19 protein-coding genes and 1 tRNA gene are annotated in these 19,689 nt (G+C 69.9%); 13 read left to right on the plus strand and 7 right to left on the minus strand.

Going from position 1 to position 19,689, the window contains the following annotated elements:
* Positions 1–155 precede the first annotated feature (155 nt).
* Positions 156–240: transfer RNA gene (locus tag DJ021_RS16390), tRNA-Leu, on the minus strand.
* A gap of 106 nt (positions 241–346) precedes the next feature.
* Here DJ021_RS16390 and DJ021_RS16395 point away from each other — a divergent pair.
* Positions 347–1,204 carry an HAD family hydrolase gene (locus DJ021_RS16395; RefSeq protein ID WP_111458560.1) on the plus strand — a complete coding sequence of 286 codons (858 nt, stop codon included), beginning with the start codon at positions 347–349 and terminating at the stop codon, positions 1,202–1,204.
* Between the two features lie 41 nt (positions 1,205–1,245).
* Complete coding sequence (locus DJ021_RS19000; protein WP_165837246.1) at positions 1,246–1,410, plus strand: hypothetical protein; 165 nt, start codon at positions 1,246–1,248, stop codon at positions 1,408–1,410.
* A 74-nt stretch (positions 1,411–1,484) separates the two neighbouring features.
* Here the strand turns inward: DJ021_RS19000 and DJ021_RS16400 are convergent, their stop codons facing one another.
* On the minus strand, positions 1,485–2,102 hold the full coding sequence (locus DJ021_RS16400; protein ID WP_111458561.1) for an ATP-dependent Clp protease proteolytic subunit: 618 nt from the start codon (positions 2,100–2,102) through the stop codon (positions 1,485–1,487).
* Between the two features lie 173 nt (positions 2,103–2,275).
* Here DJ021_RS16400 and DJ021_RS16405 point away from each other — a divergent pair, with 173 nt between their 5' ends.
* Complete coding sequence (locus DJ021_RS16405; protein WP_165837247.1) at positions 2,276–3,526, plus strand: glutamate carboxypeptidase; 1,251 nt, start codon at positions 2,276–2,278, stop codon at positions 3,524–3,526.
* Between the two features lie 2 nt (positions 3,527–3,528).
* Here DJ021_RS16405 and DJ021_RS16410 read toward each other — a convergent pair whose 3' ends face one another.
* Positions 3,529–4,167, minus strand: coding sequence for a DsbA family protein (locus tag DJ021_RS16410; protein WP_111458563.1), 639 nt, complete (start codon positions 4,165–4,167; stop codon positions 3,529–3,531).
* 213 nt (positions 4,168–4,380) lie between these two features.
* Between DJ021_RS16410 and DJ021_RS16415 the strand changes: the two genes are divergently transcribed.
* The gene (locus DJ021_RS16415; RefSeq protein ID WP_111458564.1) at positions 4,381–4,593 is read left to right on the plus strand and encodes a hypothetical protein; all 213 of its coding nucleotides are present in this window, start codon (positions 4,381–4,383) and stop codon (positions 4,591–4,593) included.
* Here DJ021_RS16415 and DJ021_RS16420 read toward each other — a convergent pair.
* Both DJ021_RS16420 and ndk read right to left on the minus strand, forming a co-directional pair.
* Positions 4,590–4,940, minus strand: a complete 351-nt coding sequence (locus DJ021_RS16420) for a DUF6481 family protein (protein ID WP_111458565.1) — start codon at positions 4,938–4,940, stop codon at positions 4,590–4,592. The two genes, DJ021_RS16415 and DJ021_RS16420, sit on opposite strands and share 4 nt — an antisense overlap.
* A 66-nt stretch (positions 4,941–5,006) precedes the next feature.
* On the minus strand, positions 5,007–5,426 hold the full coding sequence (gene ndk / locus DJ021_RS16425) for a nucleoside-diphosphate kinase (protein ID WP_111458566.1): 420 nt from the start codon (positions 5,424–5,426) through the stop codon (positions 5,007–5,009).
* Positions 5,427–5,680: 254 nt separating this feature from the next.
* On the opposite strand from ndk, the gene DJ021_RS16430 reads away from it, so the two are divergent.
* Both DJ021_RS16430 and DJ021_RS16435 read left to right on the plus strand, forming a co-directional pair.
* The gene (locus DJ021_RS16430) at positions 5,681–7,561 is read left to right on the plus strand and encodes an ABC-F family ATP-binding cassette domain-containing protein (RefSeq protein WP_111458567.1); all 1,881 of its coding nucleotides are present in this window, start codon (positions 5,681–5,683) and stop codon (positions 7,559–7,561) included.
* 70 nt (positions 7,562–7,631) lie between these two features.
* Entirely contained in the window at positions 7,632–8,684 is a 1,053-nt protein-coding gene (locus DJ021_RS16435; protein WP_111458568.1) for a YihY/virulence factor BrkB family protein, read from the plus strand.
* A gap of 21 nt (positions 8,685–8,705) precedes the next feature.
* On the opposite strand, the gene DJ021_RS16440 is transcribed toward DJ021_RS16435, so the two are convergent.
* The gene (locus DJ021_RS16440) at positions 8,706–8,987 is read right to left on the minus strand and encodes a hypothetical protein (RefSeq protein ID WP_111458569.1); all 282 of its coding nucleotides are present in this window, start codon (positions 8,985–8,987) and stop codon (positions 8,706–8,708) included.
* A gap of 278 nt (positions 8,988–9,265) precedes the next feature.
* On the opposite strand from DJ021_RS16440, the gene DJ021_RS16445 reads away from it, so the two are divergent.
* The 3 genes from DJ021_RS16445 to alr all read left to right on the plus strand — a co-directional run bounded on the left by DJ021_RS16445 (position 9,266) and on the right by alr (position 14,452).
* On the plus strand, positions 9,266–11,677 hold the full coding sequence (locus DJ021_RS16445; protein WP_111458570.1) for a TonB-dependent receptor: 2,412 nt from the start codon (positions 9,266–9,268) through the stop codon (positions 11,675–11,677).
* Between the two features lie 164 nt (positions 11,678–11,841).
* Complete coding sequence (locus DJ021_RS16450; RefSeq protein WP_111458571.1) at positions 11,842–13,332, plus strand: replicative DNA helicase; 1,491 nt, start codon at positions 11,842–11,844, stop codon at positions 13,330–13,332.
* Positions 13,333–13,357: 25 nt separating this feature from the next.
* Entirely contained in the window at positions 13,358–14,452 is a 1,095-nt protein-coding gene (alr, locus tag DJ021_RS16455) for an alanine racemase (protein ID WP_111458572.1), read from the plus strand.
* Here alr and DJ021_RS16460 read toward each other — a convergent pair.
* Complete coding sequence (locus DJ021_RS16460; RefSeq protein WP_111458573.1) at positions 14,434–15,081, minus strand: Yip1 family protein; 648 nt, start codon at positions 15,079–15,081, stop codon at positions 14,434–14,436. The genes alr and DJ021_RS16460 overlap by 19 nt on opposite strands.
* Positions 15,082–15,214: 133 nt before the next feature.
* On the opposite strand from DJ021_RS16460, the gene radA reads away from it, so the two are divergent.
* From radA to DJ021_RS16480, 4 genes are read left to right on the plus strand one after another with little or no spacing between them, the layout of a single operon-like run.
* On the plus strand, positions 15,215–16,582 hold the full coding sequence (radA, locus tag DJ021_RS16465; RefSeq protein ID WP_111458574.1) for a DNA repair protein RadA: 1,368 nt from the start codon (positions 15,215–15,217) through the stop codon (positions 16,580–16,582).
* The gene (locus tag DJ021_RS16470) at positions 16,573–17,196 is read left to right on the plus strand and encodes a CvpA family protein (protein WP_243626061.1); all 624 of its coding nucleotides are present in this window, start codon (positions 16,573–16,575) and stop codon (positions 17,194–17,196) included. Before radA ends, DJ021_RS16470 begins: the two co-directional genes overlap by 10 nt.
* On the plus strand, positions 17,193–18,683 hold the full coding sequence (gene purF / locus DJ021_RS16475) for an amidophosphoribosyltransferase (RefSeq protein WP_111458576.1): 1,491 nt from the start codon (positions 17,193–17,195) through the stop codon (positions 18,681–18,683). The genes DJ021_RS16470 and purF overlap by 4 nt, the downstream gene beginning before the upstream one ends.
* Positions 18,680–19,687, plus strand: a complete 1,008-nt coding sequence (locus DJ021_RS16480; RefSeq protein WP_279386497.1) for a bile acid:sodium symporter family protein — start codon at positions 18,680–18,682, stop codon at positions 19,685–19,687. Before purF ends, DJ021_RS16480 begins: the two co-directional genes overlap by 4 nt.
* Positions 19,688–19,689: the final 2 nt, after the last annotated feature.

Raw genomic sequence — 19,689 nt, forward strand, 5'->3', positions numbered from 1 at the left:
TCTTGAACTTCCGGGCGCCGCGCGGAGCCTTGCGCGTTGAGCCGCCATAGCGTGAAAATGAGACCCGCCGAACGGCTCCGGCAGGGGCGGCGACTTATGTCACGGCCCGCCAGCGCCTCCAAGCCAAAAGGCGGCTCGGCGGAGGCCGGCGAAGCTGGTGCGGATGAGAGGACTCGAACCTCCACGCCTCTCGGCGCTGGAACCTAAATCCAGTGCGTCTACCAGTTCCGCCACATCCGCATCGGGCGTCCTTAGGACAGATGGCGGCGAGCCGCTAGAGGGCCACGGTTCCCCCGCCGCGCGTGGGGGGCTAGGACTGGCCGCCAGGTCCGCTGGAAAGGCGCCCATGAGCTTCGAACGGCCCCGCGTGGTCTTCGCCTACGACTTCGACGGCACGCTGGCGCCCGGCCACATGCAGAACCACGCCTTCATCCCCGACGAGCTCGGCATGGACCGCGCCGACTTCTGGGAGGAGGTCCGCGCCCTGGCCGTGGCCCAGCGCGGCGACGAGATCCTGGCCTACATGCACGTGATGCTGACCAAGGCGCAGGAACGGGGGCTGGAGCTGTCGCTGGAGAGTTGGCGCCGGCGCGGGGCGGACCTGAAGCTGTTCCCCGGCGTCGAGGCCTGGTTCGAGCGCCAGAACCGCCGGGCCGAGGAGCTGCAGCTCGACCTGCGCCACTTCATCATCTCCTCCGGCAACCGCGAGCTGATCGAGGGCTCGCCCATCGCCCGCCACTTCGAGCGGATCTACGCCTCGGCCTTCATCTTCGACGCGAAGCAGGAGGCGGTGGGGATCGCGCTGGGGGTCAACTACACCTCCAAGACCCAGTACCTGTTCCGCATCAACAAGTGGACGCTGGAGGAGTGGGACAGCGTCGCCATCAACCGCTCGCTGGACAAGGACCATCGCCCGGTGCCGTTCGACCGGATCGTCTACTTCGGCGACGGCTTCACCGACATTCCCACCATGCGGCTGGTCACCGACCAGGGCGGCTATGCGGTGGCGGTCTACCACGAGGGCGATCCTGCCAGCGAGGCGGCGGCGCTCAGCCTGCGCAAGGACGGCCGCGCCCATCTCGCCGGGCCGGGCGACTACACCGAGGGCTCGGCGCTCGACGGCCTGGCGACCGCCATGTTGACCGAGATGGCGGCCCGCGCCCACGCCCAGAACCTGGTGAAATGGCCCGACCAGCCGACGTAACCGACGGTTAAGGCTCAGCGCCTAGGCTGACGCTCGTGTCCATGTCGATTCAAGCCGTGACCTTCTACCCGATCCCGCCCGTGCGGCCGGTCGTGAGGTCTGACGACCAGCAGGCGCCGGCCACCACGGCGGCCCCTGAAGCGGCGCCCTCGCCCGCCCCCGCGCCGGCCCAGGGTTCCGGACGCCTCCTCGACATCCGCGTCTAGCGCCAAAAAGATCGAGGCGCCCGCCGTCGCCGGCGAGCGCCTCCAATTCGTCCTGCAATTATACTCGTGCGGCGTCAGCCCTCGGCTTCGCGCTTTTCCCAGACGTGGTCGACGATGCCCCAGGCCTTGGCTTCCTCGGCGCTCATGAAGCTGTCGCGGTCGAGCACTTCCTCGACGGTCTCGACCGTCTGGCCGGTGTGCTTGGCGTAAAGCTCGTTCAGCCGGCGCTTGGTCTTCAGGATGTCCTCGGCGTGGCGCTCGATGTCCGAGGCCTTGCCGGAGAAGCCGCCCGACGGCTGGTGGACCATGATCCGCGAGTTCGGCAGCGCGATGCGCTGGCCCTTCTCGCCGGCCATCAGCAGGAACGAGCCCATCGAGGCCGCCATGCCGAGGCACAGCGTGATCACCGGGCTCTTGATGTATTGCATGGTGTCGTAGATCGCGAGGCCCGAGGTCACCACTCCGCCGGGGGAGTTGATGTACATCTGGATCTCTTTCTTCGGGTTCTCGGCTTCCAGGTGCAGCAGCTGGGCGCAGATCAGCGCCGCCATGTTGTCCTCGACCGGGCCGGCCAGGAACACGATGCGGTCCTTCAGGAGGCGGGAGAAGATGTCGTAGGCGCGCTCGCCTCGGCTCGTCTGTTCGACGACCATCGGCACGAGGCCGAGCGCGGTGGTGACGGGGTCACGCATGAAAAGGAAGTCCTTCTTGGAATTTCGGATGAGCCTGCCGGTAAGCTCGTCCCCTCCGATATCGCGTGCCGCGAGCCGAGGCGCAAGGTGAGTGAGCGCCGCAAGCGGTTTCAGCTTGGTCCGCGCGCTGAGCACGGCCATGGTCTGTCCAGTGCAGCTTATGGAGACTGGGCGTGAGGATCGACAGGTTCATCGGAGTGGCGGCGGTGGCGCTGGCGGCGGCCGGGACGGTGCAGGCGGCGCCTACCGCGCGTGACGCGCGCGTCTGGTCGGCGGCGCAGGCGGCGCGCCCGGCGCAGCTCCAACTCCTGCAGCAGGCCGTCGACATCGATTCGGGGACCGGCGACGTGGAGGGCGGCCGCAAGCTCGCCGCCCTGCTGATCCCGCGCCTCCAGGCGCTCGGCATGACCGTGGAGACCGTGGCCGCCGAGGCGCCCGGCCTGCCGGAGAACATCGTCGCGACGCTGAAAGGGACCGGCAAGGGCCGCATTCTGCTGATCGGCCACATCGACACGGTGTTCGGTCCGGGCACGGTCGCCCAACGGTCCTTCCGCATGGATGCGGAGAAGGCTTATGGCCCCGGCGTGTCCGACGAGAAGGGCGGCGTCATCGAGGGCGTCTACGCCCTGCAGATCCTGCACGACCTCGGCTTCAAGGGGTTCAAGCAGATCACCTTCCTGATCGAGACCTCGGAGGAGCGCGGCTCGCCGGGCACGCAGGCCCTGATCCACAGGCTGCTGACCGACGCCGACGTGGAGCTGAACCTGGAGCCGGGCGATCCGCCGGACGCGCTGACCGTCTGGCGCAAGGGCTCGACCACCTTCCACATCGACGTGAAGGGCCGCGCCGCCCACGCCGGCATCGCCCCGCAGGACGGCCGCAACGCCGCCGTCGAGCTGATCCACCAGTTGCAGGGCGCCGACAGCCTGCCCAGGTCCGGCGACGGCCTCACCGCCAACCTGACCCTGATGAGCGCGGGCACGCGCAACAACACCATCCCCGAGAACGCGCAGGCGCAGATCAACGTCCGGGTTCGCGACAAGGCGGACATCGAGCGGGTCGACCAGCTGCTGCGGAAGAACGCCGAGACCACGGCGATCCCGGACACCAAGGTCACGATCAGCCGCGAGCCGGCCTATCCGCCCCTGCCCTCCAACCCCGCCACCGACGCCCTGGCCGGACGCGCCGAGGCGATCTACGCGGGCCTGGGGATGAAGATCGGCCGCGCCGGCAACGGCGGCGCCTCGGAATCGGCGATGGCGGCGGACGCCCATGTCCCGGCGCTGGACGGCCTGGGTCCGGTGGGCGGCGGCTTCCACTCCGACGCCGAGTACCTCGACCTGAAGTCGGTGACGCCGCGCCTCTACCTGCTCACCAAGCTGATCATGGAGCTGGGCGCGAACCCGCCTGCGCCGATGAAATAGGCTCAGGCGGCGATCCGCTCGATCCAGTCGCGCAGCACCGCCAGCACCTGCTCGCCCGGGGCGTAGCCCCGGGTGACGACGCCGTAGACGCCCTCGGCGTTCGGCCCCGCGACCAGGGTCGGAAAGCCGGTGACGCCGGCGCGCTGGGAGATCGCGTAGTCGCCCCAGGTCTCCTGCTTGGCGTCCTCCGAGGCCCATTGCTCGAGGAAGCGTGCGCGGTCGAGGCCCAGCTCGGCGGCTAGGTCGGCCAGCACCTCGGGCGCAGTGACGTCGCGATCCTCGGCGTAGAAGGCCGCCTGGGCCCGGCCGAGGTAGGTCAGCGCCAGCTCCGGGTCCTCGCGGCGGACCACCACCACGGCGCGGGCGGCGGGATCGGTGTCGTAGACAAAGCCCTCGCGCGCCAGCACCGCCTCATTGAACGGCAGGCCGGAGGCCTCGTGGACATGGCGCCAGTGGCCGGCCACCTCGCGCCGGGCCGCCTCGGTCATCCGCTCTTTCGTGCCCGGCCGCAGGCCGCCCATCACGAGCTGCACCGGCAGGCCGCGTCCGAAGGCTCGGCGGATGCCCTCGATCACCGGCGAGAAGCCGTAGCACCAGGAGCACATCGGGTCGGCGAAGTAGATGAGGTGGGGTCCGTCCATGCGGGGTTCCTCCTGGGCGGAGCATCGCAGCGATGGCCCGACAGGTCACGTCTCATGGACATGCGCACGTCACGTCTGCGCGACGCGCGGCGGCTTGAAATGACGGTTCCGGCGTTCTGCGAGTCAGCAAAGACTGAGGCGAAGCAGCGCTCTATGCCCGCGTTCGGAACCATTTGATGGGTTCGTACGCTGAAGCTTTCGCGAGGGATGCGAATGGTCCAGTACGCAGTGACGCTCAAGGACGGAGACTGGACGGTCTTCTGTGACGGCCAGGCGCTGGAGCGCGGGCTGACGCGATCGGCCGCCATCCAGATGGCCAAGGACCTGGCGTTCGTCGCCGAGGAGCGCGGCGACAGCGTCGAACTGCTGATCCAGGGCTATTACGGCGACCTGTCCCGCCGGCTGACCGGCGGCGCCGAAGACTAGCGTCGCGCCGCCGACTTCGCCTCGCGCTTGGCGCGGGCCTCGGCCTTGGCCTGGGCCTTGCGGTCCTTGCGCTCCTGACGTTTCAGCTCGAGCTGAGCCTCTTCGTTGTTCTCGAGCGCCAGGCGGGCAGCTTCGGCGGCGGCTTCCGCGCGCAACCGGGCCTCTTCCTTCTCCGCCGCGCGCTTGGCGCGGACTTCTTCCACCTCGCGGGCCTTGCGCTCGGCGCGGGTCTCGAGGACCTCGGCCTGGACCATCGGCTTCGGCTTGAACTTTTCCAGGAGGGCCTTCCGCGCCTCGGCCTGGGTCTGCAGGCGCTCCGTAAAGCCCCCGATCTTGGACTCTCGCATCGTCACTTTCTGAACAGGATAGTCGTCGGCGAGCAGAACCCGCCGACGTCGTCTCGGGTTTCGGCCTTAGCCGACGATCTCGTCGTCGGAGAAGAATTGGGCGATCTCGAGCTTGGCGTTCTCCAGGCTGTCGGAGCCGTGCACGGAGTTCTCGCCGACGCTTTCCGCGTAGAGCTTGCGGATCGTCCCCTCGGCCGCCTGGGCCGGGTTGGTCGCGCCCATGACTTCGCGGTATTTCGTCACGGCGCTTTCGCCTTCCAGAACCTGCACCACCACCGGGGCGGAGGTCATGAATTCCACCAGCTCGCCGAAGAACGGCCGCTCGCTGTGGATCTCGTAGAACTTCTCGGCCTGGGCGCGGCTCATCTGGATGCGCTTCTGCGCCACGATGCGCAGGCCCGCGTCCTCGATCACCGCGTTGACCTTGCCGGTCAGGTTGCGACGCGTGGCGTCCGGCTTGATGATCGAGAAGGTGCGTTCGGTCATGATCTCGGTTCTGGTCTCGATTGGGAGGAGGCCGCGGCGGGCCGCGAAGTGGCGGGCTCTATAGCTGCGAGTTCCGCTGTCGCCAAGGCGCTGCGCTGCAACAATCTGGCGACGGCGGCATGACGGGCGGGCCGGCGTCTGCTATGCAGCGCGCCGTTCAGGCGGCGGCGCGGCTCTCGAACGCCTGACGTCCCCCATTTTCGCAGGTCGGCGAGCCGCCGGCCTCCGCGCCCAACCTCCGGCCTTGCGTCCCTATGCTCCAGATCAACGACCTCGTCTTCGACGCCTGGGGCCGCCGCTTCTTCGACCAGGCCAACGTCAACCTGCCCAAGGACGCCAAGGTCGGCCTGGTGGGCCGCAACGGCGTCGGCAAGTCGACCCTCTTCAAGCTGATCCTCGGACACCTGATCCCCGGCTCCGGCGAGATCGGCCTCCCGCGCGCCGCCCGCATCGGCTCGGTGGACCAGGAACATCCGTCGACGCCCGTGGGCCTGCTCGACACCGTGCTCGCCGCCGACGTTCGGCGCGCGACCCTGCTGGCCGACCTGGAGACCGCTGAGCCCGAGCACATGGGCGAGATCTACGCCCAGCTGATCGAGATCGACGCCGACCGCGCGCCGTCGCGCGCCGCGGAGATCCTGGCCGGCCTCGGCTTCACCAACGAAGACCTGGCGCGGCCGATGTCGGAGTTCTCCGGCGGCTGGCGGATGCGGGTGGCGCTCGCCGCGGCGCTGTTCGCCGAGCCCGACGTCCTGCTGCTCGACGAACCGACCAACTACCTCGACCTGGAAGGCGCACTGTGGCTCGAGGCGCGCCTGCGGAAATACCCGCACACCGCGATCATCATCAGCCACGACCGCGAACTGCTGAACAACTCCGTCGACCACATCCTGCACCTGGCCGACGGCAAGCTCGACCTCTACCCGGGCGGCTACGACAACTTCGAGAACCAGCGCGCCGAAAAGCTCCGCCTGCTGGAAGCCAACCGCGCCAAGGTCGAAGCCAAGCGCGCCCACATGCAGTCGTTCGTCGACCGCTTCGGCGCCAAGGCCTCGAAGGCCACCCAGGCCCAGTCGCGCCTGAAGGCGATCGCCAAGCTGCCGCCGGTGTCGGCGACCATCGAGGAGCGGGTCGCCCCGTTCATCCTGCCGTCGCCGGAGCGGCCGCTGCCGCCGCCGCTGCTGCGGCTCGAGGACGCCGCGGTCGGCTATGGCGCGGCCCCGATCCTGCGCAGGCTGGACCTGCGCCTCGACATCGACGACCGCATCGGCCTGCTGGGCGTCAACGGCGCGGGCAAGTCGACCTTCGCCAAGCTGGTGGCCGGCGCCCTGACCGTGCAGGCCGGCCGGCTGCACCGCAGCCAGCGCCTGCGCGTCGGCTGGTTTCACCAGCACCAGATCGAGGCGATGGACCCCTCGGACACGCCGCTGGAGATCATCCGCCGTGCGCTGCCGGAGGAGAGCGAGTCCCGCCGCCGCTCGCGGCTGGCGCAGTTCGGCCTCGGCTTCGAGAAGGTGGAGACCACCGTCGCCAACCTCTCCGGCGGCGAGCGCGCCCGCCTGCTGCTGAACCTTGTGGCCATGGAGGCGCCGCACCTCCTGATCCTCGACGAACCGACCAACCACCTGGACATCGACAGCCGCCGCGCCCTGCTGGATGCGCTCAACGACTACGACGGCGCGGTCATCCTGATCACCCACGACCGCTCGCTGATGGAGCTGGTCGCCGACCGCCTGTGGCTGGCCGCCGACGGCACGATCGCGCCATTCGACGGCGACATGGAGGACTACGCCCGCTTCGTCCTCGACCGGGCCCGGGTCGCGGCGCGCGCGCCGACCCAGGTGCGCGAAGCGCCCGTCGCCGCGCCGCCTCCGCCGCCTCCCGCGCGCGCCAAGACGCCCACCGGCCCGGCCCGCCGACGCGCCGAGGCCGCCGAGGCGGCGCTGGGCCGCGCCACGGCGGCGCTCGCCCAGATCGACCAGGGACTCACCGACCCCGCCGTCTTCGCCAAGGACCCGGCCAAGGCCGCCGACCTCGGCCGCCGGCGCGAGCAGGCGCAGGCCGCCGTCGACGCCGCGGAGCTGGAATGGCTCGCCGCCCAGGAAGCCTACGAGTCGCTACGCGCCGACGCCTGATCGCGCTCGCGGAACCTCGCCGCGCCCTGCGCATTGCCGCCGTCGATCGTGGGCATGTGAGGGAGCTGGGATGGCGCGGGGTATCGGCAAGTTCGCCCTGGATCTGGCGCCGCTGGTGATGCTGGCCGGGGCCGGCGTGGCGCTGCTGCAGGAGCCGGGCCTGCGGCGCGCCAAGGCTCAGGTCGGCCGCGGCCGCGGCGCGCGCTCGCCGCGCCAGATCCCGGCCCGCGGGTGGAAGGACATCCTGCTCCGCACCCGCAAGGAATTCTCCGACGACCAGATCCCGATGATTGCTGCCGGCGTGACCTTCTACACCCTGCTGGCGATCTTCCCGGGGCTCGGCGCCTTCGTCGCCCTCTATGGGCTGTTCGCCGACGTCGCCGTGGCGCAACGGCACCTGCAACTGCTGGCCTTCATCCTTCCGGGCGACTCCCTGAGGTTCATCGGCCAGGAGATGATCCGGCTGGCGTCGGCCAACACCGGCGGCCTGTCGCTGGCGTTCGTGGTCGGCCTGCTGGTCTCCATCTGGAGCGCCAACGGCGCCGTCAAATCCCTGATGACCGGGCTTAACATCGCCTACGAGGAGCATGAGCAGCGCGGCTTCCTGCGCCGCACGCTGACCTCCCTCGCCTTCACCCTCGGCTTCCTGGTGTTCGGGATCAGCGCCGTCACCATCCTCGCCGCCGGCCCGGCGATCGAGACCTTCATCGGGCCGCACGCCGCGATGGTGTTCGGCTGGATCAGCTGGCCGCTGCTGCTCGCCGGGCTGACCGTGGGCCTGGCGCTGCTCTACCGCTTCGGTCCAAGCCGCGACCCCGTCCAGTGGAAGTGGATCAGTTGGGGCAGCGCTGCGGCGGTGTTGCTCTGGGTGGCGGTGTCGGCCCTGTTCTCACTCTACGTCAGCAACTTCGCTCACTACGACCGCACCTACGGCTCGCTGGGTACGGTGGTGGGCTTCATGACCTGGCTGTGGCTTTCGAACATGGTCGTGCTCGGCGGCGCGGAGCTGAACGCCGAGATCGAGCACCAGACGGCGGTCGACACGACGACAGGCGCGCCGAAACCGCTGGGGTTCCGGCGCGCCGTGATGGCCGACACGGTAGGGGCGGCGCAGGCGCGCTGAAACACGCCTGCGCGCGAGCGCTCAGGTGATGTGTTTGGGGCTGATCGGGTCGCTGGAGGGGAAGGTCTCCTCGATGGCCTCATCGAGCAGCGCCTCCTGGCGGTCCTCGGCGCAGGCCTCCTTCTCCGCCATGTGATCGTGCTTTTCGTGTTCGGCCAGGGGCTCGACCTGGCGCGAGTGCGGCACGTCGATATGCCGGTCCTCCGGCTTCGGCTGGCCTTCCACGGCCATGTCGGCGGTGGCGCCGCTGGAGCCATGGCTGAAGGACCGCTTGGCCTCTTCCTCGGTCTGCTTGGCGGACATAGGACGCTCCTTTTGCCGTTGTCTTGACCGTAACCCCTCAGACCCTCGGGTGGTTGCCGCGACTCCAGGTTGCCGGCGCGCGAGCCGCAGCTTCACGGTGCGTCAATCGCGATGCCGTTTTGCATCCGTTCCGGAAATACGCCGAAAACTTGGCCGTTAGGCCAGTCGTGTTGCAAAAATATCATATCATGATGCTGCAGCGCACCCTAGCTAGACCGCTCCAAGGGTCAGTCTGAACCGCCGCCGGCTCAACCGCCGGCTGCAAGGGGTATTGCCTAATGAACTATCGCATTCTTCTGTTCGCCGCCGCGTCGGCCGCCAGCCTCCTGGCCACGGCCGCCGCCGCCCAGCCTGCGCCGGCCGGCGAAGTCGAGGAGCTGGTGGTCACCGGCAGCCGCGGCGACGCCCGCTCGCGCCTTGAGTCGCTTGCGCCCGTCGACGTGGTGAGCGCCGTGAACCTGCAGAAGCAGGGCCGGACCGAACTCGCCGCCGCCCTGTCGGCCACCATCCCGTCCATCGACTTCCCGCGTCCGGCGAACACCGACGGCACCGACGCGATCCGTCCGGCCACCCTGCGCGGCCAAGGCCCCGACCAGACGCTGGTGCTGATCAACGGCCAGCGCGCCCACACCGCGGCGCTGCTGAACATCAACGGCTCCGTCGGCCGCGGCTCGGCCGCCGTCGACCTGAACACCATCCCGGAAACCGCGATCGACCACATCGAAGTGCTGCGTGACGGCGCCTCGGCCCTCTATGGCTCGGACGCCATCGCCGGGGTGGTCAACGTCATCCTGCGCGGCGTCGACCACGGCGGCGGCGCGTCGGTGAGCTATGGCGAATACGTCACCAGCTTTGACGGCTACTACGGCGGCAGGCGCAACATCACCGACGGCGGCACCACCACCGTCAGTGGCTGGCAGGGCCTGAAGCTCGGCTCCGACGGCTTCCTGACCGTTTCGGCCCAGTACACCGACCGCAACCACACCAATCGCAGCGACGTGGACCCGCGGGTCACGCCCGTCCGGATCGACTCGCGCTTCGGCGACGGCGACGTGCAGGACGGCAACGTCTACCTGAACGCCGCCAAGCCGCTGGTGGGCGACCTCGAGGCCTTCGGCTTCGTCGGCTACGACCAGAAGAAATCGCAGACCGCGGCGACCTTCCGCCTGCCCAACGATGCGACCCAGAACATCCCCTCGGTCTACCCCAACGGCTACCTGCCGCTGCTCGACACCCGCTCCAAGGACGTCTCCACGGGCGCCGGCGTGCGCGGCACGATGCTCGGCTTCAAGTCGAACATCAGCCTCGACTACGGGTGGAACCAGATCGACTTCAACGTCGAGAACACGCTCAACCCGTCGCTCGGCCCGACCTCGCCGCACGCGTTCTACGCCGGCCAGATGACCTATGACCAATGGGTCGGCAACGCCGACTTCAACCGCGACTTCGACCTCGGCCTGGCCGGTCGGACCAACGTGGCGTTCGGCCTCGAGGCGCGCCGTGAAGGCTTCGCGATCGGCGCCGGTGAGCCGGGGTCCTACACCCGCGGCACGGTCCGTCCGGACCTGGCGCTGGGCTCGCGCGGCTTCACGGGCTTCACCCCGTCGAACGTCGTCGACAAGCACCGGACCAACGTCGGCGTCTACCTCGCCGTCGAAGGCAAGCTGATCCAGGACCTCACCGGCTCGGTGGCGGTCCGCCAGGAGCACTATTCCGACTTCGGCGACAACACCTCGGGCAAGGTCTCCCTGCGCTACGACGTGACGCCGGCGTGGGCCTTCCGCGGCTCGGCCGAAACCGGCTTCCGCGCCCCCAGCCTGCAGCAGCAGTACTTCACCTCCACGGCGATCGTTTTCGTGAACAACGTCCCGTTCGAGACCGGCACCTACCCGTCGACCAGCGCGGTCGGCAAGGCGCTGGGCGGCGAGCCGCTGAAGCCGGAAACCTCGAAGAACTATTCGCTGGGCACGGTCTTCCACGCCAACGGCTTCGAACTGACGGTCGACGCCTATGAGATCGACGTCAACGACCGCATCGTGCTGTCGGAAATCCTGACGGGCAGCAGCACGGCCGCGGCGGGTTCCAACGCCCTGGCGCTCTACAACCTGCTGTCGCCGCTCGGCGCCTCCGCGGCCCGCTTCTTCCTGAACGGGGTCAACACCAAGACCCAGGGCGTGGACGTCGTCGCCCACTACCGGATCCTCGACGACCAGGCCGGGACCTTCGACCTGACCGCCTCGGGCAACATCAACGACTTCAAGGTCACGCAGACGCCGACCACCAAGCAGACGGTGCTGCCGACCCCGGTCTCGCTGTTCGCCCGCCAGGCGGTGCTGCGGTTCGAGGACGGCACGCCGAAGTGGAAGTCGACGCTGGAAGGCGACTGGTCGCGTGAGAACTGGGGCGCCACCGTGCGCACCACCTTCTACGGTGACGTCCTGTCGCCCGGCACCCTCGCCGACGGCAGCGCCGACGTGCACTCCGGCGTGCGCGGCATCGTCGACCTCGAAGGCCGCTACACCCTGCCCCACAACGTGACCGTGGCGTTGGGCGCGGACAACGTGTTCGACCAGTATCCGCAGCAGATCACGCCGAACAACAACACGACGGGCGCTGCGCCCTTCACCTCGTTCTCGCCGTTCGGCTTCAACGGCCGCTTCATCTACGGCCGCGTGAGCATGAGCTGGTAGGCGCTGACGCCAACCTCTGACGACGGCGCGGGACCCCGGTCCCGCGCCGTTTTCTTTTGGGGCCGCGCGCCCATCGGTCACGCTTCGTCCACAGGCCTGTGAATCACGGGGATGGGCGGATGGCCGCATGATCACGGCCCATGTGATCGGGTAACAGTTGGGCCATGGCAATCGTCCCGGCCCTCGACCTCCGACCCGTGTCCAACGACATCGCGATCGCGCACGTCCCCGCCAACGTGGAAGCCGAGCAGGCCCTGCTGGGCGCCCTGCTCTACGACAACGCGGCGTTCGAGCGGATCGGCGACTATCTGCAGGGCCGCCACTTCTTCGAACCCTTCCACCAGCGGCTGTTCGCGGCGCTGGAGAGCCATATCCGCAAGGGCCAGCTGGCCGAGCCGATCCTGCTGGCCGAACAGTTCGCACGCGACCCGGCATTCGAGGAGCTGGGCGGCGTCCGCTACCTGGCCGACCTGGTGGACCGCGCCCCGCCGGCCGCCAACGCGCCGGACTACGCCCGCGCCGTCTATGACCTGGCGCTGCGCCGCGACCTGATCCGGATCGGCGGCGACATCTCGACCATGGCCGCACAGGGCGATCCCGAGCTCTCCGCCCGCGACCAGATCGAACAGGCCGAGCAGAAGCTCTTCACCCTCGCGGAGACCGGCGGCGTCAGTCAGGGCTTCGTGACCTTCGCCGACGCCCTGCACGGCGCCGTCACCATGGCCGCCGAGGCCCACAGCCGCGACGGCGGCCTGGCCGGCGTCTCCACCGGCCTGATCGACCTCGACCAGAAGATCGGCGGCCTGCACCCCTCCGACCTGGTGATCCTGGCCGCCCGCCCCTCGATGGGTAAGACCTCGCTGGCCTGTAACATCGCCTTCGACGTGGCCAAGAACTACGCCTGGGAGCCCCAGCCGGACGGCTCGAAGAAGACCGTCCGCGGCGGCGTCGTGGCGTTCTTCTCCCTGGAAATGAGCGCCGAGCAGCTGGCCATGCGCCTGCTGGCGGAAGTCTCCGGGGTCTCCGGCGACCGCCTGCGCAAGGGCGAGATCGACGCCATGGAGTTCGGGCGCGTGCGCGACGCCGCGCTCGAGATCCAGGAGGCGCCGCTCTACATCGACGCCACCGGCGGCATCACCATCGCCAAGCTCGCGGCCCGCGCGCGGCGCCTGAAGCGGATGGTCGGCCTCGACCTCCTGATCATCGACTACCTGCAGCTCGTCACCGGCGGCGCCGGCAGCTCCGACAACCGGGTGCAGGAGGTCTCGATGATCACCCAGGGGATGAAGGCGCTCGCCAAGGAACTGTCGATCCCGGTGCTCGCCCTGTCGCAGCTCTCCCGCCAGGTGGAGAACCGCGAGGACAAGAAGCCCCAGCTGTCCGACCTGCGCGAATCCGGCTCCATCGAGCAGGACGCCGACATGGTGATGTTCGTCTACCGCGAGAGCTACTACTTGAGCCGCATGGAGCCGCGCGAAGGCACCGAAGAGCACTTCAAATGGCAGGAGCAGATGGACCAGGTCCGCGGCCTCGCCGAGATCGTCATCGGCAAGCAGCGCCACGGCCCGATCGGCAACGTGAAGCTGTCCTTCAACGAGGACATCACCAAGTTCGGCAACCTGGCCCGCGACGCCAACCGCTACGACCCGCACTGAGCCACGATGGCCGAGCCCCGTTCCCATGGCTGAGCCCGCGATCGCGCGCCTGACGATCGATCTCGACGCCCTGGCCCACAACTACGACGTCCTCCGCGCCGAGGCGGCCGGGGCCGAGGTCGCGCCGGTGGTGAAGGCCGACGGCTATGGCCTGGGCGCCGTCCAGGTCGCGCGACGGCTGTGGGCGCAGGGCGCGCGCAGCTTCTTCGTGGCGCGGCTGGCGGAGGCCGAAGCCCTGCGCGCCGGACTGGGTCCCGACCGCGCCGCGACGATCTATGTCCTCGACGGGCTGACCGCCGGGGCCGGTCCCAGGCTCGCCGCCGCCGGCCTGACGCCGGCGCTCTCCACCCTGACACAGGTCGCCGAGGCCAGCCGGCTGGCGCAGGCCGCCGGCCGGCCGATTGCGGTCGCGCTGCACGTCGACACCGGTATGAACCGCCAGGGGGTCACCCCGGCCGAAGCTCGGGCGCTGGTCCAGGCGATCGACCGGCTCAAGGGCCTCGACGTCCAACTGCTGATGAGCCACCTCGGCTCCGGAGCCGAAGCCGCCGATCCTCGCAACGCCCAACAGCTGGCCCGCTTCCAGGCTGTCCGGCGGCTGTTCCCGCAGGCCCGCGCCAGTCTCGCCGCCTCGGCCGGGATCTTCCTCGGACCCGACCACCGCTTCGAGCTGGTGCGCCCCGGGATCAGCCTCTACGGCGGCGGGCCGCTGGAGCGGCCGGACGACCGGCTCAAGGCGGTGGCGACGCTCTGCGCCCCTATCGTCGACATCCGCAACGTCGAGGCGGGCGAACAGATCGGCTACGGCGGCCAGGTCCGGGTCACGGCGCCCACCCGCGTGGCGGTGGTGGCGGCCGGCTATGCCGACGGGGTGATCCGCGCCGCGAAGGGCGACGGCTACGCCTGGTTCGCCGGCGCGCGGCGGCGGTTGCTGATCGTCAACATGGATATCCTGGCCATCGAACTGGGGGACACCGAGGCCCAGCCTGGACAGATGGTCGAGCTCCTGGGGCCGAATGCGCGCCTCGACGATCTCGCGACCGCCGCGGGCACGGTGGCGCACGAACTGCTGGTGCGGCTCAGCCGCCGCGCCGAACGGGTCTACGCCGGCGATGTCTGAAGGCGAGCCGCCATCGACATCGGCCCGCCCATGTCGCGGATCCGCTCGGTGACGCCGCCGAGCACCAGCGCCACCGTCACGGCCAGCAGCAGCACGACGGCGAAATAGGTGAGCACCTGCTCCTGCGGCGCCTTCATCAGCTTCGGCAGGCCCAGGTATAGCAGGTAGAGGCTGTAGAGCCCGCCCAGCATGCCCGCCAGCCAGCCCACGGAGGGATAGAGGGCCAGCACGCCGGCCACCCAGGCCGCGGTGCCCGAATAAGCCACCAACTTGAACGCCTGCATCTGGTTTCGGACCCCGCCGAAGGTCGGGGCCAGGAGATCGATCGCCACCGCCAGCACGTAGACCTCGGCCAGGGCCACCGCATAGCCCACCAGCATCTCGGCGATGGCGGGGACGAGGTGCGGTCGCAGGCCGACCCCGAAGATGCCGATGCCGAACACCAGCATGCCGATGGCGCCGCAGACCGCCGGGATCGCCGCCAGCGGCGCGATCCAGTCCCGATAGAGCCCCTTCAGCGTCGCCGGCTCAGCCTCGATGGCCTCCCAGGTCTGCGCCGGCCGGCTCAGCACGGCCCAGACGCGCCCGGCGAGGCGCGGCCCCGCCGACCCCGGCTCCACAACGCTCATCGCCCCGCCTCCAGCCCACTCAACTCACAGCCCGCCTCGACCGTATCGCAAGCGTCCGCCGCGGCAAGCCGGCGCAACACACGTCCCCGCCCGGGTCGGCTACACTGGCCTCCAACCCGAATCAGGAGCGCCCATGGCCCGCGACGGCGCCGTCTACGCCTGCCAGTCCTGCGGCACGGTCCAGACCAAGTGGGCGGGGCAGTGCCCGGCCTGCGGCGCGTGGAACGCCCTGGTCGAGGAGGTGCAGAGCCGTCCGCCGGGCGCACTGGCCCCCAGCAAGGCCTCGCGCACCCGCGGCCTGGCCTACGAGGGCCTGGAGGACGAGACCCCCGCCCCGCCGCGGATCGTCACCGGGGTCGAGGAGTTCGACCGGGTCTGCGGCGGCGGCGTGGTCCCCGGCTCGGCCATCCTGCTGGGCGGCGACCCGGGGGTCGGCAAGTCCACCCTGCTGCTCCAGGTGGCGGCCTTCGCCGCCCGACGCGGGGCGGCCTGCGCCTACATCTCCGGCGAGGAGGCGGTCGAACAGGTCCGCTCGCGCGCCCAGCGGATGGCCCTGGCCGACGCCCCGGTGAAGCTCGCCGCGGAGACCTCGCTGCGGGACATCCTCGACAGCCTGAAGCGCGAAGCCTTCGACCTAGTGGTGATCGACTCCATCCAGACGCTGTGGAGCGACGCCCACGAGGCGGGCCCGGGCTCGGTCACCCAGGTCCGCGCCGCCACCGGCGAACTGGTGCGGCTGGCCAAGAAGCGCGGCCTGGCGGTGATCCTGGTGGGCCACGTGACCAAGGAGGGCGCGATCGCCGGGCCGCGGGTCATCGAGCACATGGTCGACGCGGTGTTCGCCTTCGAAGGCGAGCGCGGCTACCCGTTCCGCATCCTGCGCGGCGCCAAGAACCGGTTCGGGGCGACGGACGAGATCGGGGTCTTCGAGATGGCCGATTCAGGCCTCGCGGAGGTGAAGAACCCCTCGGCCCTGTTCCTCAACACCTCCGGCGAGCGGGCGGCCGGCGCGGCGGTGTTCGCCGGCATCGAGGGCTCGCGCCCGGTGCTGGTGGAGTTTCAGGCCCTGGTGGCGCCCTCCGCCTACGGAACGCCGCGGCGCGCGGTGGTCGGCTGGGATTCCGGGCGCCTGGCCATGGTGCTCGCCGTATTGGAGGCGCGTTGCGGCCTTGGTTTCGGCGATCGCGACGTTTATCTGAACGTCGCCGGCGGACTTCGCATCTCGGAACCGGCAGCCGACCTGGCGGCGGCGGCCGCTCTGGCCTCCTCCGCGCTCGACCAGGCCCTGCCGCAGGACTGCGTGGTGTTCGGCGAGATCAGCCTTTCTGGCGAGGTCCGGCCGGTGAGCCGCATGGACTCGCGCCTCAAGGAAGCCGCCAAGCTGGGGTTCCGCCGGGCGCTGGGCCCTGCCGACGTGGAGAGCGCGCCGCCGATGAAAGTCACCGGCGCGGGACGGCTCGCAGACGCTATCGCCCGCATCGGCGACGGCGCATGGGACTAGAACACGTGACGCAATTCGATTTCATCGTCCTGGCGCTGTTGCTGATCTCCGCGGCCGTGGGGTTCGGGCGCGGCGCGGCGCGTGAGATCGCCGCCATGCTGGCCCTGGTGGTCGCGGCCGCCCTGGCGATCTTCGGCCTGCCGTTCAGCGCGCCGATCGCGCGCCGGTTCATGCATCCGGACTGGCTGGGCACGATCGCGGCGTTGGTGGTGGTGTTCGGCGTCACCTACCTGCTCCTGCGGTTGATCGGCGCAGGGGTTGCGCGGCGCATCCAGCAGACCGATGTGCTGGGCGCGCTGGACCGCACGGTGGGATTGCTCATCGGGCTGGTCCGGGGCCTCGTCGTACTGGGCGCCCTAAACCTGATGTTCAACGCCGCCACCCCGCCGGACCTGCAGCCGCGCTGGATCCTGCACGCCCGAACCTGGCCGCTGGCGCAGAACATGGGGCACATGCTGCAGGCGCTCGCGCCCAAGGGGCTCGACATCGCCGGACGCCTGAAACCCGCTTTCGACCGCGCGGTGAGGGACAGCTCAGGTGACAGACGTGCGACGGACGGCTACGACGCGCGCCAACGCGGCGACATCGACGATCTGGTGGAGAAATCCCGATGACCCAGGCTCTGGACCGATGGTCGCCGCCCATGCGCGACCCGGACGACGATACCCCGCGCCTTGAATGCGGGGTGTTCGGGGTCTTCGACATCGACGACGCGGCGGCGATGACCGCGCTCGGCCTGCACGCCCTGCAGCACCGCGGCCAGGAGGCCTGCGGCATCGCCTCCTTCGACGGCCAGCGGTTCCACACCGAGCGCCACATGGGTCACGTGGGCGACGCCTTCGGCGGCGGTGGTCTGGCCGAGCGCATGCCCGGCCGGTTCGCCATCGGCCACACCCGCTATTCCACCGCCGGCGGCTCGTTCATCCGCAACGTCCAGCCGATGTTCGCCGACATGGAAGCCGGCGGCGTGGCGCTGGCCCACAACGGCAACCTGACCAACTTCCTGACCCTGCGCGAGCAGCTGGTCTCCGACGGGGTGATCTTCCAGTCGACCTCCGATTCCGAGGTGATCCTCCACCTGATCGCGCGGTCGCGGAAATCGCGCTTCGTGGACCGGTTCACCGAGGCGCTGTCGCGGATCGAGGGCGGCTACGCCCTGGTGGCGCTGACCAACAAGAAGCTGATCGGCGTCCGCGACCCGCTGGGCATCCGTCCGCTGGTGCTGGGCGACCTGGACGGCAAGGCCGTGCTGGCCTCCGAGACCTGCGCGCTCGACATGATCGGCGCCCGCTTCGTGCGCGACATCGAGCACGGCGAGATGGTGATCATCGACCGCCACGGCATCGAGAGCCTGCGGCCCTTCCCGGCCAAGCAGGCGCGGCCGTGCATCTTCGAATACGTCTACTTCGCCCGCCCGGACTCGGTGGTGAACGGCCGCTCGGTCTATGACGTGCGCAAGCGCATGGGCCGCCGCCTGGCCCAGGAGGCGCCCGCCGACATCGACGTGGTCGTGCCGGTGCCCGACAGCGGCGTCCCCGCCGCCCTCGGCTTCGCCCAGGAAGCCGGCGCGCCCTTCGAGATGGGCATCATCCGCAACCACTACGTGGGCCGCACCTTCATCCAGCCGACCCAGGGCGCACGGGAACTGGGCGTGCGCATGAAGCTCGCGCCGAACCGCGCCGTGCTGGCCGGCAAGAAGGTCATGCTGATCGACGACTCCATCGTCCGCGGCACCAACTCGGTGCGCGTGGTGCGCATGGTGCGCGAAGCCGGCGCCGCCGAGGTCCACCTGCGCTCGGCCTCGCCGCCGATCCAGTGGCCGGATTACTACGGCATCGACATGCCGGACCGCGACAAGCTGCTGGCGGCCAACCATTCCGTCGAGGAGATCGCCAAGATCCTCAACGTGGACTCCATGGGCTACCTGTCGGTGGAGGGGCTCTACTGGGCGATGGGCGTGGGCCCGCGCGACGAGGCCAATCCGCAGTTCACCGACCACTACTTCACCGGCGACTACCCCACCCGCCTGCTGGACCGCGAGATCGCCGAGGGCCGCAACGAAGCGGTCGACCGCCAGCTTTCCTTCCTCGTCGACGCGTGAGCGCAGTTAGCCCGGCCGCCCGCCTGAGCCTGTTCGCTCGCCTGCGCCCGGACTGGTACCTCGTCCTCATCATCTCGATGGTGGCGGCGGCGTCGCTGGCGCCTGCGCGTGGAGCCGCCGGCCCGGCGTTCGACTGGGCGACCAAGGTCGCCATCGGCCTGGTGTTCTTCCTGCATGGGGCGCGGCTGTCGCGGGAGGCGGTGATCCGCGGCCTGACCCACTGGCGGCTGCATCTGGTGGTGTTGGCCGCCACCTTCGTGCTGTTCCCCGTGCTCTGCCTGGCCGTGGCCGCCCTGCCCGGCTGGATCACGCCCAGGGAGCTTGCGGGCGGGATCGTCTTCCTGGGCTGCCTGCCGTCGACCATCCAGTCGTCGATCAGCTTCACCGTCGTCGCCCGCGGCAACGTCGCGGCCGCCGTAGCCGCGGCGTCGGCCTCCAACCTGCTGGGCATCGTGCTGACGCCGGTGCTGGTGGGCCTGCTGCTGCACGCCCAGGGCGCGATGTCGGCGAGCGCGGCGGAGTCCATCGTCCTGCAACTCCTGGTCCCCTTCCTGGGCGGCCAGCTCCTGCGGCGCTGGATAGGACCGTGGATCACCCGCAACGCCAGGACGCTGTCGATGATCGACCGCGGCTCGATCCTGCTGGTGGTCTACACCGCCTTCTCCGGGGCGGTGATCGCCGGCGTCTGGTCGCGCGTCAGCGCGCTCGACCTGATCCGGCTGCTCATCCTCTGCGCCGTCCTGCTGGCGGCGGCGCTGGCGGCCACCCTCGCCATAGCGCGAGCCATGGGCTTCAACACCCCGGACCAGATCGCCATCCTGTTCTGCGGCTCCAAGAAGAGCCTGGCGGCCGGCGTTCCGATGGCCGGCGTGCTGTTCCCGCACGCCGCCGCGGGGCTGGCGCTGCTGCCGCTGATGCTGTTCCACCAGATCCAGCTGATGGCCTGCGCGGCGATCGCCCAGGCCTATGCGAAGCGACCTGACTTGGGCGACGAGACCGTCTAGAG

This window comes from Phenylobacterium hankyongense (assembly GCF_003254505.1).
GTDB lineage: Bacteria > Pseudomonadota > Alphaproteobacteria > Caulobacterales > Caulobacteraceae > Phenylobacterium > Phenylobacterium hankyongense.